The organism is Mesorhizobium sp. M7D.F.Ca.US.005.01.1.1 (genome assembly GCF_003952545.1).
GTDB lineage: Bacteria > Pseudomonadota > Alphaproteobacteria > Rhizobiales > Rhizobiaceae > Mesorhizobium > Mesorhizobium loti.
The window spans coordinates 590577-603266 of sequence record NZ_CP034453.1 but is presented as its reverse complement, the minus strand read 5'-3'; the positions used below and the strand labels follow the sequence as shown (position 1 = coordinate 603266).

Below are 12690 nucleotides of genomic sequence, written 5' to 3'. Positions count from 1 at the left end.
GCCACCATCCACGGAGCTTTCATGCGCATCTTCACCGCCTCGCTGGCGACGGAAACCAACACCTTCTCGCCGGTGCCGACCGATAGGGCCTCGTTCGAGATGGCCTTCTATGCTGGGCCCGGCAAACATCCGGAAACACCGACTTTGTGCTCGTCGCCGATGGTTGCCCTGCGCCGGCGGGCGGTCGCCGAAGGCCTTGATGTCATCGAGGGCACCGCCACCTGGGCCGAGCCCGGCGGGCTGGTGCAGCGGCAGACCTACGAGGCGCTGCGCGACGAGATTCTCGGTCAGCTCAAGGCAGTGCTGCCGGTCGATGCCGTCATCCTCGGCCTGCATGGCGCCATGGTGGCGCAAGGCTATGACGATTGCGAAGGCGACCTGCTCGAACGGGTCCGCGCAATGGTTGGGCCGGAGGTGGTGATCGCCGTGGAACTCGATCCGCACAGCCATCTGACACCGAAGCGCGTGGCGGCCTCTGACATCCTCGCCTACTTCCTCGAATTTCCGCACACCGATTTCTACGAGCGCGGCGAACATGTCGTCGAGCTTGGCATTGCCGCGGCGCGCGGTGAGATCAAGCCGGTCATCTCGACGTTCGATTGCCGCATGATCCAGGTGCTGCCGACCAGCCGCGAGCCGATGCGGTCCTTCGTCGACCGCATCAAGGCGCTGCACGGCAAGGATGGCGTGCTGTCGGTCTCGGTCATCCACGGCTTCATGGCGGCCGACGTGGCCGAGATGGGCACGCGTATCCTGGTCGTCACCGACAATGACAAGGCCAAGGGCGATGCGGTGGCGGAACGGCTGGGGCGGGAACTCTACGCGCTGCGCGAAAAGACGGCGATGACCATGCTGAGCGCCGCCGACGGCATCGACCGGGCGCTGGCCGTGCGCGCCGAAAATCCGGGCAAGCCGGTGGTCATCGCCGATATCTGGGACAATCCCGGCGGCGGTGTGCCGGGCGACGGCACCTTCGTGCTGCGCCAGATGCTGGCGCGTGGCCTGGACAAATTCGGTGTGGCGACGATCTGGGATCCGATCGCGGTCACCTTCTGCCTGGCGGCGGGCGAGGGCGCGGTCATCGACCTGCGCTTCGGCGGCAAGGCCGGGCCGCAGGCCGGCGAGCCGATCGACGCGCGCGTGCGCGTGCTGAAGGCGGTTGCGGAGGGTTGGCAAAGTTTCGGGCCAAGCCGGGTGACGCTGGGGCCGACGGCGCTGGTCCGCCTCGAAGGCACCGAGGTCGACATCATCCTCAACACCAATCGCACGCAGACCTTCGAGCCGGATATCTTTTCCAATATCGGCGTTGACCCACTGGCCAAGGACATGCTGCTGATCAAGTCGACCAATCATTTCTACGCCGGCTTCGAGCCGATCGCCGCCGAGATCATCTATGTCTCGGCGCCGAGTTCGTACCCAAGCAATCCGGCGGTGACCAACTACACCAAGCTTACGCGGCCGATCTGGCCGCGGGTGGCTGATCCTTGGAAGAGTGACGCCGGCATTCTTCCCCCTTGAGGGGGAGATGTCGCCGAAGGCGACAGAGGGGTCGTCTCTCGTGGAGTGCCAACTTTCTTCTGTCGCAGGAGGCCGAGTCCGGTCGGACCGACCTCCTCTGGCCGCTTCGCGGCCATCTCCCCCTCGAGGGGGGAGAGTGTGCAGCGCTATACCAGCCCGCGCTTGGCCATCATCGCTTCGGGCGAAGGCATCTTGCCACGGAAAGCCGTGTAGAGCTCTTCCGGGTCCTTCGAGCCGCCGGCGGCGTAGATGTTCTTGCGCAACCGCTCGGCGAGCGCCGGGTTGAAGGGGTCGCCGGTCTCCTCAAAGGCGGCGAAGGCATCGGCGTCGAGCACTTCCGACCACATGTAGGAATAATAGCCGGCCGAATAGCCGTCGCCGGAAAAGACATGGCCGAAATGCGGGGTGCGGTGGCGCATGGCGATGGTGTCAGGCATGTGCAGCGTCGCAAGCGTTTCGGCTTCGAAACGAAGCGGCGCTTCCGGTGCATCCGGTCGGGCGTGATAGGCCATGTCGATCAGCGCCGAGGCGGTGAATTCGACCGTGGCGAAGCCGGCGCCGAACGTGCGCGCCGCCAGCATCTTGTCGAGCAGCGCCTTCGGCATCGGCTTGCCGGTCTTCACGTGCAAAGCGTGCTTTTCCAGCACCGCCGGCACCGTCAGCCAATGCTCGTAGAGCTGCGAGGGCAGTTCGACGAAATCGCGGCTGACCGAGGTGCCCGCGACCGACGGCCAGGTGACGTCGGTCAGCATGCCGTGCAAAGCATGGCCGAACTCGTGGAACAGCGTCTTCGCCTCGTCGACCGAGAGCAGAGCTGGCTCGCCAACCGGCGGCTTGGCGAAGTTCATGATGTTGTAGATCACCGGTTTCGAGCCGAGGCCGAGCCTGTAGCCGGACTGCAGCGCGCTCATCCAGGCACCGGAGCGCTTTGATGGCCGCGCGAAATAGTCGGCGAGGAACAGGCCGCGCTCGCTGCCGTCGGCATTCTTCACCACGAACACACGCGCGTCGGGGTGCCAGGCCGCGATGCCTTTTTTCTCCTCGAAGGTGACGCCGAACAGCCGTGTCGCCACGTCGAAGCAGGCGTCGATGATCCGGTCGAGCTGCAAATAGGGTTTCAGTTCAGCCTCGTCGAAGGCGAATTTCTCCGCGCGCAGTTTCTCCTGGTAGAAGCGCCAGTCCCAGGCGGCGAATTTTTCGTTGCTGCCGGCTTCCGTCGCCAGCCGCTGCAGGTCGGTCTGGTCGGCGGCCGCCTTCCCCAGCGCTTTTTCCCACACCGGATCGAGCAGCGCGTGCACCGCCTTCGGTGTCTTGGCCATGGTGTCGTCGAGCTTCAGCGCGGCGAAGGAGCCGTAGCCGAGCAGCTTTGCCTTTTCGGCGCGCAGGCGCAGCATGTCGCGCACCACGGATGTGTTGTCGGTGGCGCCGCCATTCTGGCCGCGCATGGTGAAGGCGCGGAAGGCGATCTCGCGCAGGTCGCGGCGTTCAGAGAAGGTCGAGAACGGCTCATAGATCGAGCGCGACAGGGTGACGGCATAGCGACCCTTCTGGCCGCGTATCTCGGCGGCTTCGGCCATCGAGCTTTTCAGGAAATCCGGCAGACCGACAAGATCGGCATCGTCGAGGAACAGCGCCCAGTCGCTCTCGTCGGCCAGCACATTCTGGCCGAAGCTGGTGCCGAGCGAAGACAATTCCTCGCTGATCTTGGCCAGCCGCTTCTTACCGTCGGCGTCGAGTTTGGCGCCGGATCGGACAAAGCCCTTCCAGGTCTTTTCCAGGACCCGCAGCGTCTCGGCGTCGAGCTTCAGGCTCTCACGGCGCTGGTAGAGATCGTCGATGCGGGCAAACAGCCTCTCATTCATCGAAATCGCCGAGAAATGCCTGGACATTTTCGGCGAGATGTCGCGCTCCAGCGCCTGGATCGTGTCATTGGTGTAGGCGCCGGCGCGGCACCAGAAGATCGACGAGACGCGATCGAGTGCTTCGCCGCCGAGTTCCAGCGCGGCAAGCGTGTTCTCGATGGTCGGGGCATCCTTGTTGCCGGCGATCGCCTCGATCTCGGCCTCATGCGCCTTCAGCGCCGTGTCGAAGACCGGGGAGAAGTCGCCGTCGCCAATGCGGGTGAAATCCGGCAGGCCCAGCGGCCCTTGCCACGTGGCCAGCGGATGGGCGGCGAGGTCGACAGGTTTTGTGGAAGGCATGGACAGTCTTTCGCTGGAGAAGGCAGGGTGGGTCGCTACCGATGTAGGGCGCGGCCGGCGGACCCGCAATATCGCAGTTGGCCGATATCCGCCTCAGAAGCCGTCGCAGTTCTCGGCGATCGCGGCTTGCGAACTGGCGGTGATGCGATTGTCGGACACCGCGAAGGTTTCCTGCATCAGCATGTCGTTGTTGGGGAAATCGTAACAAGCGACCACCGTGGTGACGCCGCTTTCGCTCTTCTCGATCCGGTGCCGGATCGCAGCACCCGCAACAGCACCTTTCCATTCGTCGATCGAAGCGATGAATTCCTGCTTGCTTTGCACAATGCCGAGGTCGTCCAGCTTAATGCGGACATCATCGGAGAGCAGGTCGGACAGTTCGGTGCGGTCGGCGACCAGCAGAGCCGAATACCAGCGGCTGATGATGGCGCGATCATCGGCGCGGGCGGCAATGATCGCGACCAGCAGCGCGGCCGCCGTGAAAACGATCGACCGGATGTTCACCACCTTGCGTGCCGCTATGTTCATCCCAGCTCTGGCCGTTCGAAATCGCCGGTCTCCTTGTTCATCGTCCAGAGTTCACCGGTCGAAATGTCGAACCAGGCGCCGTGCAGCGACAGCCGCCCCTTGCCTTCGAGAATCGAGACGCAGGGAAAGGTCCTCAGATTGGCGATGGAATAACGGATCGAGATGCGCTCCAGCGCGGTCTGGCGCTCTGTCGCGGTCATGAAGGTGCTGGAGGACACGGTTTCGGCGGCAGGTGCGATCAGGCTCATCCACTTGCCGATGAAGTCGCCGGGCGACAGCGGTGCGGAATTGGTGTCGAGCGCGGCGCGGATGCCGCCGCAGCGGCCATGGCCCATGACGACGATACTCTTGACCTTGAGGCTCTGCACGGCGAATTCAAGCGCCGCCGAGGTCGAATGGAATTCGCCGTCCGGTGCGTAGGGCGGCACCAGATTGCCGACATTGCGCAGCACGAAGAGTTCGCCAGGCCCGGCGTCGAAGATCGCTTCGGGGGCCGCGCGGGAGTCGCAACAGGCGACGATCATCGTTTCGGGCGCCTGGCCTTCGCGGGCAAGCTCGCGATAGCGTCCGCTCTCGGTGAGATAGCGGCCATTCATGAAATTGCGGTAGCCGGCGAGAAGATGGTCGGGGAGATGGGACATGGGCGGCGTCTGGAGCCTTTCCGGGTTGGAGGCGGCAGCTCGTTGCGGTCAAAAGAGGCTCTAACGGTAAAAGCCCGTTGCGAGCAATGCAGAATTATGGGGGCTGGCTATAAATGCCATGCATCAGGCGCAGCCTTGGCCAATACTGTTACGCCCAAATGGCAACGGGAATGCCAAACCTGTCGCGGGCCGGCGGGTCGGGAAACGGCCGTGCCTCACCGCTGGCGATGCGACCGGCGATCAGCATCATTGCTGCTGCGTCAAGGAAGTCATCGGCGGCGGCACCGCGCGGCGGCGGCTGGTCGAGAAAGCGCATGTCGTAGCCATGGCGGCAGAGTAGCGCCTTGCGTTCCGCCATTCCGGCCGGGTTGATGCTGCCTTTGATTTTCTTCGGCAATTGCATGGCCTGGTCGCCGTTCAGCCGGCAGAAAGCGAGTTCCGGATGCGATTCGAACACGCGGCCGCGCAGATCGGGTCGCGCGATCAGCAGTGCGTCGATCTCGCGGATCTTGGCAAAAATGCCGAACGCCTGGATCGAAACGCCGCGCGGCGGGTCGGATGTGGTTTTGGCCACCTCGCTTGCCCTGATGTGCGCCGCATACCAGGCTTCGATGATGGTGAAGTCGTTGGTGTCGGCATAGAGCGCGGCGCGGGACGGGATCGAGAAGACGCTGGATTGGCGTGCCCCAAGCAACGGCCGCACCAGCGCTTCCGGGCCGCGCCCGCCTTTGCTCGAAAACTCGGGCAGGCCGATCGGCATATCGACGGCGATGACCGCATCGTCGGGGAGCGATGCAAGCAGGGCGGTGAAGCTGGCGACGACAGCGACCGATGGTGCCATGCCGGGAGTGCGCCGCACGGCAATCCAGCCGGCCTTGCAGCCGTCGACGCCGACAAGCACGATCTCGGCCGATGTCACGCCCGGCGGTCCCGCCCCGGATGCGTGAGGTGGCGCAGCTGGACCATCGCCATCGGGTGCGACAGGCTCGGGGCATCGGTTTCGAGCTGCAATTCATCGCCGCCGCGCTTGGCCGTGCGCGCCAGGATTTCGTAGACCGCCGCGGTCGTCGATTGCAGCGCCTTGATCGCCGGTTGGCCTGACAGGATGCGTGCCAGGTAGACGGCTGCCGTCAGGTCGCCCAAACCATTCGGCGGCTTGTCGATCAGGCGGTGCTCGGCAAGCAGCGCCTGGCTGCCGTCGAGCAGCAGGTTGCCGGTGCCACCGGTCATCATCGACGGCGCCGAGGTGACCAGCATGGTCGATGGCCCGGCATGCAGCGCCGCCGCGATCACCGATTTCAGGTCGGGCAAGGGAGCGCCGGCCATCCATTCCAGCTCGTAGCGATTGGGGGTGGCAATGTCGGCGATCGGCATCAGCCGGTCGCGCATGGCGATGGCGGTTGGCTCGGGAACATAGAGGCCGCCCGAATCGCCCATCACCGGATCGCAGATATAGACGGCGTCAGGCGTCCTTGCCTTGACCGCGGCGACCAGCGAGGCGACGGCCTCGGCCTGGCCGGCCTCACCGAGATAGCCGGACAGCACAGCGCCGACCTCACCCAGCCATGGCGCGCGCTCGAGATCGGCCAGCAGCGCCTTGAACTGGTCGAGCGGCGGCACGATGCGCGTTGCGCGCCCATGGCCGGGATGCCAGGGCAGGATGACCGTCGGCACCGCCCAGACCGGGAAACCCAGCGTCTCCAGTGCGAACACAGCGGCACGGTTGCCGACCGAGCCGCGCGCGACATGGCTGGAAATGACGATGACCGCACGCGGCGCGTCGGTTTGTTCGGCGCTCATTGTTGCTTGATTCCTAACTGCCCCGGATGACGTAAAGCACGAGCCAGACCATCAGGCCCAGCGCCAGCAGCAGGCCGAGTGTCCGGCCAATGCGGGTGCCCCAGACTTCGATCGGATCGGCACGATCGGCATCGGCCGCGGTGACGTGATCGTGCAGGCCTTTCGTGGCCCGCGCCACAAACGAGTTGCCGGCCGGATCCGTCTCGCGCGCAACGCGCTCGAGGATACGGCGCGATTCCTTGTCGCTGTCCTGGCGTTCCGCCATGATGATGTCCCGTTTCGATCGAACCTTATCGCGTTCGCACAGCCAATCACAGGGCCTTGCGATGGCATCCAGCGTGCCAGCCAAACGGCCGCCGGTCGGGCGGTTTTCTTGCGCGCCGATTGTGGTAATGCTTCGCATGCAACTTCTACCGAGGGACCCCATCATGTTTGCCCAGCGCCTTGCCTCACCGTCCATGTTCCGCACGCTGCCCGCCTTCCTGATGATGGCGATCCTGCTGCCGCTGCTGGCCGGCTGCGGCTACAACACCATTCCGACGGCGGAGGAAAACGCCAAGGCGGCATGGAGCGAGGTGCTGAACCAGTATCAGCGCCGCGCCGACCTCATCCCCAACCTGGTCGAGACGGTCAAGGGCTATGCCTCGCACGAAAAGGACACGCTCGACGCGGTGGTCGAAGCCCGCGCCAAGGCAACGCAGATCACAGTGACGCCGGAAACGCTGAAGGATCCCGAAGCCCTCAAGAAGTTCCAGGATGCCCAGGCAGGGTTGACCAGCGCGCTGTCGCGGCTGATCGCGGTGTCGGAGGCCTATCCAGACCTCAAGGCCAATCAGAATTTCCTGGCACTGCAGGCGCAGCTCGAAGGCACCGAGAACCGCATCGCGGTGGCACGGCGCGACTATATCCAGGCGGTGCGGGACTACAATCTGACGCTGAAGACGTTCCCGTCGGTGCTGTGGGCGACATTCTGGTTCCGCAGCAACGAGCCCTTCGCCAATTTCACCGTCGATGAAGACAAGATGCAGCCGCCGAAGGTCGATTTCGGCACCAAGCAGGGCGGGTGATCGTCGGAGCCAAACGTCGTGATCTTTCAGGCCGATGAGGGGCGACGCGTCATTCGTCTTGTCGCCGTCGTGCTCCTCATCCTTGTGCTGCCGTTCTCGGCCCTCGCCGCCGATCTGCCGGCGCTGACCGGCCGTGTCGTCGACAATGCCGGTATCATTGACGCCGCGACCAAGGCGGCGCTAACGCAGAAGCTCGCCGACTTCGAGACAAAAGGCTCCGACCAGATCGTCGTCGCGACGATCTCAAGCCTCGATGGCGAGGAGATCGAGCCCTACGCCAACCGGCTGTTCCGCTTCTGGAAACTCGGCCAGGCGAAGGAAAACAATGGCGTCCTGCTGCTGGTCGCGCCGAACGACCGCAAGATGCGCATCGAGGTCGGTTATGGGCTGGAAGGCACGCTGACCGACCTGCACACCAAGCTGATCATCGAAAACGACATGGTGCCGGCATTCCGCGCCGGCGATTTCTCCGGCGGCATAGAAAAGGCCGTCGACGACATGATCATGGTCCTGGAAGGCAATCCGGAGGAGCTGGAGGCGCGCGGCGAGCGCAACCAGCAGGCCCCTTTCAATTCCGACGACCTGTTCTTCGCCGTCTTCATCAGCATCTGGGCAATCATCTTCTTCGGCAGCATCGCGGTTTCCGTCCTGCCGCCGATCTTCGGCCAGAAGCTTGGTCCTGGCCGATATCGCTGGCTCGGCATGACCTTCGAGCCAAGCCGGCGATCCTCCAGCGGCGGCTGGTCGTCGGGAAGCTCCGGCGGCGGCTGGTCTTCGGGTGGTGGTGGCGGCGGCTTTTCCGGCGGCGGCGGTTCGTCCGGCGGCGGCGGCTCGTCGGGAAGCTGGTGACGGCATGACGACACGCAGCACCAGCCTGTCGAGACCCGGCCGCTTCGCTTCGGTTGTTCTGACGGCTGTGGCCGTGCTGTTCTCCTGTTTCATGGCCTGGGCCGCCGACCTGCCGGCGCTGACCGGCCGTGTCGTCGACAATGCCGGCATCATCGACGACGCGACCAAGGCGGCGCTGACGCAGAAGCTTGCCGATTTCGAGACAAAGGGTTCCGACCAGATCGTCGTCGCGACGATCTCGAGCCTCGACGGCGAGGAGATCGAACCTTACGCCAACCGGCTGTTCCGCTTCTGGAAACTCGGCCAGGTCGGCGAAAACAACGGCGTTCTGCTGCTGGTGGCCAAGAACGACCGCAAGATGCGCATTGAGGTCGGCTACGGTCTGGAAGGTACGCTGACCGACCTGCACACCAAGCTGATCATCGAAAACGACATGGTGCCGGCCTTCCGCGCCGGCGATTTCTCCGGCGGCATCAGCAAGGCCGTCGACGACATGGTCATGGTGCTGGAAGGCAATCCGGAAGAACTGGAAGCGCGGGGCAAGCGCAATCCCGCCGATGACAGTACCTCCATCGCCCCCGTCGTCGCGGTGTTCCTGATCGTGTGGGGGACGATGTTGTTCGGCGGCCTGGCGATTGCGTTCCTGCCGCCGATGTTCGGCACAAAGCTGTCGCCGGGCGTGTACAAATGGCTGGGCATGACGTTTCGTTACGGCCACGGGCCGGGCGGCGCCTGGGTATCGGGTTCGTCATCGGGCAGCGGCTGGTCGTCGGGGAGTTCCGGCGGCAGTTGGTCTTCGGGGTCAAGCAGCGGTGGCGGGTTTTCCGGCGGCGGCGGCTCATCGGGTGGTGGCGGTTCTTCAGGAGGCTGGTGAGACAAGATCATGGCAACACGACCGATCAGCCCGCAGGATCATGAGCGCATCGCCACCGCGATCCGCGCTGCCGAGGAGAAAACCGACGGCGAAATCTACTGCGTCGTGGCGCATGCCAGCGACGGTTATTTCTTCCCGGCCGCCTTCATGGCGACCGTAGGCATGCTGATCGTCAGCCTGGCCGTCGGCTACGGGCTGGAGGCCTGGTGGCTGTCGATCCGGTTGCCGCATTTCGTCCTCGCCCAGCTCCTGGCGCTGGCCTGCGTGCTGGCCTTGTTGTGGGTGCTGCCTGGCCTGCGCATCCATCTGGTGCCGAGGCGGCTGCGCTATCAGGCGGCGCACGCCAATGCGATCAAGCAGTTCCTTGCCCGCAATGTCCACCGCACCATGGCGCGCACCGGTGTGCTGGTCTTCGTCTCGATCACTGAGCGCTATGCCGAAGTGGTCGCCGACTCGGGCATCGACGCCAAGGTCGGCCAGCATGTCTGGGATGGCGTCGTGCGCGATCTGACCGCGCATGCCGGCGACGACCGGCTTGCAGACGGCTTCGTCAAGGCGATCGAGCAGGTGGGCGCGGTGCTGGCCGAGCATTTCCCGGTCACGGCGGGCGACAGCAACGAGCTGGACGATCATCTCGTAGAGATTTGAGGCCTTTCCACAGAGGCGTCGAAGGCCTCTCACCGAGGCGATGATCGCCTGTGAGAAAGCGGTCGGCGGGGCGTCCGGACTCTTGCAATCGGGCGATGCGGGTTTATGGTTAACAAATCATGAATACGCTGACGATCGACATCCGGAAAGCCGACCCGCGCGATGCCAGTGCCATCGCCGAGGTGCATCTGGAGGCCTGGCGCGGCGCCTATTCCGGCATCATTCCGCACCGTACCCTGACATCGATGATCAACCGTCGTGGCGCCGACTGGTGGGCGAACGCGATTCGCCGCGCTGCCACCGTTCTGGTGGTCGAGATAGGCGGCAAGATCGCCGGCTATGCGACGATCGGCAAGAACCGCGCCCGTGAACTGCGCCAGCAGGGCGAAATCTACGAATTGTACCTGCGTCCGGAATATCAGGGCATCGGGCTTGGCAGCCGCCTGTTCGCGGCAGCCAGGGCGCGTCTGGCCGATCACGGGCTGAAAGGCATGGTGGTGTGGGCGCTGGAAGACAACCAGAACGCGCTTGCCTTCTACGCCGGCGCCGGCGGCCGCGATGTCGCCGAGGGCGTCGAGATCTTCGAGCAGAAGGCGCTGAAGAAGGTCGCTTTCGTCTGGGAATGACAGACCGGCCTTTCGGCCACCCGCATGTTCCGATCGTATCCAGCACCATTCGCCGCATTGCGCCGCGCGGCAGCGCCCGCTATCGATCTCTCATCAAAAGAGGGACAAAGCCATGCGCATCGAAGCCATAGCCATCGGAAAGAATCCGCCTGAGGACATCAACGTCATCATCGAGGTGCCGATCGGCGGCGAGCCGATCAAGTATGAGATGGACAAGGAAGCCGGCACGCTGTTCGTCGACCGCTTCCTGCACACCTCGATGCGCTACCCCGGCAATTACGGCTTCGTGCCGCACACGCTGTCGGGTGACGGCGATCCGATCGACGTGCTGGTCTGCAATACGCGCGCGCTGGTGCCCGGCTGCGTCATCAATGTCAGGCCGATCGGCGTGCTTGTGATGGAAGACAATGCCGGCCAGGACGAGAAGGTGATCGCCGTGCCGTCACCGAAGCTGACGCTGCGCTACGAAAACGTCACCGAATACACCCAGCTGCCCGACATCACCCGCCAGCAGGTGCAGCACTTCTTCGAGCACTACAAGGATCTCGAGCCCGGCAAATGGGTCAAGATCGAAGGCTGGCACGATTCCAAATATGCCAAGAAGATGATCGTCGACGCGATCGAGCGGGCCAAGAAGAGCAAGTAGCCGGACCGGTCAGTTATCGACCCGGCCGAAAGCCGGCACGTTGCCGATGACGGTGTGCCTGTCCTTGCCGCAGGCGAAGGTTCGTGCCTTGTCGTCGGCAAGCTTGCGCGCCTGATCGTTGGCGGCGGGATTGCCGGTGGCCAGCACCAGGCCGACCGTGCAGCCGTCGCGCGCATCCATCTGGCCAACCTTGGCGACGAGCAGCACTTCGGTCGGCTTTTTTTCGTCGTCCGGGTTGCTGATCGAGCGGCGATGGATGGCGGCAAAGGGAACGGCCTTGTCGCCCTTGGTTTCGATGCGCCATTCGATCTTGGCTCCGGACGAATTGAACCCGGAAAAGCTCTCCCAGACCGTTGTCATGTCGCCGCCGGGCGGAAAACCGTAGAACAGCGATTCACGAGCGTCGTCATAGGCGATCAGCACGGGGTAACCACGATAGCCCGAACAGGCGAGCTCGGCCCAATCGCCGTCGCCTTCCTCGGCCTGTGCGTAGGTGACGCAGTCCTTCTTCGAGTCGAGATCGGTGTAGGCGCTTGCAATGCCATCGGCATGTGCAGCCTGGCAGAAGCCAGCGAGGGTGAGCAGAATCAGCAGGCTGCGCATCGCGGACATCTCCGTTGCAGGCCATCGCAGCGTAGCGCCAAACGCTATTTCTTCAAGCTGGCTTCGATCAGCAGATCGGCGTTGCGGGCGACCGCTTGTGCCGGGCCGCCGAGCCCGAACAACTGGCCGCTGATATAGGCGCCTTCGATCAGGAGCAGCAGGCCGTCGCCCAGCGTGTCAGGGTCTTGCGCGCCCATCGCAACCGCCATGGCGCGCAGCCGGCGGCGCAGTTCCTGCTTGTTGGCCTCGCTGACCACGCGGGCCGGATGGCTGTGGTCGGGATATTCGACTGCCGCGTTGGTCATGCCGCAGCCGCGATAGTCCGCCACTTGCGTGCGTTTGCCGATGCGGGTCAGGAACGCCTTGATCTGCGCGCGCGGGTCGCCGGGATGAGCGGCGACCGCCTCGTCGAAACGCTCCCAGTATTCAAGATCGTATTGCCTGAGATAGGAAGCGGCCAGTTCATCCTTGGACGGAAAGCTGCGATAGAGGCTGGGCTTGGTGACGCCGGCGCGTTTGACGATCTCGTCGACGCCGATCGCCCTGATGCCGCGCCGGTAGAACAAGTCATACGCCACATCGAGGATCTTCTTGGCGGCTTTCGGCGGCGCCGACTCATGACCGTCGCTGATGGTCAGTTCAATATTTTTGTCCGTTGGCATCGCGTGACTCGATTGACAATGTTACCG

Annotated in this window: 15 protein-coding genes; 7 read left to right on the top strand and 8 right to left on the bottom strand. The window is 64.2% G+C overall.

All coding sequences use genetic code 11. From position 1 onward, the window contains the following. Nucleotides 1-21: 21 nt before the first annotated feature. On the top strand, nt 22-1518 hold the full coding sequence (locus tag EJ076_RS02745; protein WP_126066824.1) for a M81 family metallopeptidase: 1497 nt from the start codon (nt 22-24) through the stop codon (nt 1516-1518). Nucleotides 1519-1664: 146 nt separating this feature from the next. Here the strand turns inward: EJ076_RS02745 and EJ076_RS02740 are convergent, their stop codons facing one another. The 6 genes from EJ076_RS02740 to EJ076_RS02715 form a co-directional block, all read right to left on the bottom strand. Next, complete coding sequence (locus EJ076_RS02740; protein ID WP_126066823.1) at nt 1665-3719, bottom strand: M3 family metallopeptidase; 2055 nt, start codon at nt 3717-3719, stop codon at nt 1665-1667. 93 nt (nt 3720-3812) lie between these two features. After that, the gene (locus EJ076_RS02735) at nt 3813-4247 is read right to left on the bottom strand and encodes a hypothetical protein (RefSeq protein ID WP_109664249.1); all 435 of its coding nucleotides are present in this window, start codon (nt 4245-4247) and stop codon (nt 3813-3815) included. After that, complete coding sequence (locus tag EJ076_RS02730) at nt 4244-4888, bottom strand: carbonic anhydrase (protein ID WP_109664254.1); 645 nt, start codon at nt 4886-4888, stop codon at nt 4244-4246. The genes EJ076_RS02735 and EJ076_RS02730 overlap by 4 nt, the downstream gene beginning before the upstream one ends. A 148-nt stretch (nt 4889-5036) precedes the next feature. Further along, the gene (locus EJ076_RS02725) at nt 5037-5807 is read right to left on the bottom strand and encodes a DUF429 domain-containing protein (RefSeq protein ID WP_126066822.1); all 771 of its coding nucleotides are present in this window, start codon (nt 5805-5807) and stop codon (nt 5037-5039) included. Next, the gene (gene pdxY / locus EJ076_RS02720) at nt 5804-6688 is read right to left on the bottom strand and encodes a pyridoxal kinase PdxY (RefSeq protein WP_126066821.1); all 885 of its coding nucleotides are present in this window, start codon (nt 6686-6688) and stop codon (nt 5804-5806) included. Before pdxY ends, EJ076_RS02725 begins: the two co-directional genes overlap by 4 nt. A gap of 13 nt (nt 6689-6701) precedes the next feature. Next, complete coding sequence (locus EJ076_RS02715; protein ID WP_109665384.1) at nt 6702-6953, bottom strand: hypothetical protein; 252 nt, start codon at nt 6951-6953, stop codon at nt 6702-6704. Nucleotides 6954-7116: 163 nt separating this feature from the next. On the opposite strand from EJ076_RS02715, the gene EJ076_RS02710 reads away from it, so the two are divergent. The 6 genes from EJ076_RS02710 (at nt 7117) to ppa (ending at nt 11398) form a co-directional block, all read left to right on the top strand. Next, on the top strand, nt 7117-7755 hold the full coding sequence (locus EJ076_RS02710; RefSeq protein WP_126066820.1) for a LemA family protein: 639 nt from the start codon (nt 7117-7119) through the stop codon (nt 7753-7755). 18 nt (nt 7756-7773) lie between these two features. Beyond that, a complete protein-coding gene (locus EJ076_RS02705; protein ID WP_126066819.1) occupies nt 7774-8604 on the top strand; it encodes a YgcG family protein in 831 nt (276 codons plus the stop codon). A gap of 4 nt (nt 8605-8608) precedes the next feature. Continuing rightward, on the top strand, nt 8609-9478 hold the full coding sequence (locus EJ076_RS02700) for a YgcG family protein (RefSeq protein ID WP_126066818.1): 870 nt from the start codon (nt 8609-8611) through the stop codon (nt 9476-9478). A 9-nt stretch (nt 9479-9487) separates the two neighbouring features. Continuing rightward, nucleotides 9488-10126: a TPM domain-containing protein gene (locus EJ076_RS02695; protein WP_126066817.1), complete on the top strand. Its 639-nt coding sequence runs from the start codon at nt 9488-9490 to the stop codon at nt 10124-10126. Between the two features lie 119 nt (nt 10127-10245). Continuing rightward, entirely contained in the window at nt 10246-10752 is a 507-nt protein-coding gene (locus EJ076_RS02690) for a GNAT family N-acetyltransferase (RefSeq protein ID WP_056586049.1), read from the top strand. A gap of 112 nt (nt 10753-10864) precedes the next feature. Then, nucleotides 10865-11398, top strand: coding sequence for an inorganic diphosphatase (gene ppa, locus EJ076_RS02685; protein ID WP_126066816.1), 534 nt, complete (start codon nt 10865-10867; stop codon nt 11396-11398). Nucleotides 11399-11407: 9 nt separating this feature from the next. Here the strand turns inward: ppa and EJ076_RS02680 are convergent, their stop codons facing one another. Further along, nucleotides 11408-12001 (bottom strand): hypothetical protein, encoded by a 594-nt coding sequence (locus EJ076_RS02680; RefSeq protein ID WP_126066815.1) that lies wholly within the window; start codon nt 11999-12001, stop codon nt 11408-11410. 44 nt (nt 12002-12045) lie between these two features. Continuing rightward, entirely contained in the window at nt 12046-12663 is a 618-nt protein-coding gene (locus EJ076_RS02675) for a TetR/AcrR family transcriptional regulator (RefSeq protein ID WP_109664286.1), read from the bottom strand. Nucleotides 12664-12690 lie beyond the last annotated feature (27 nt).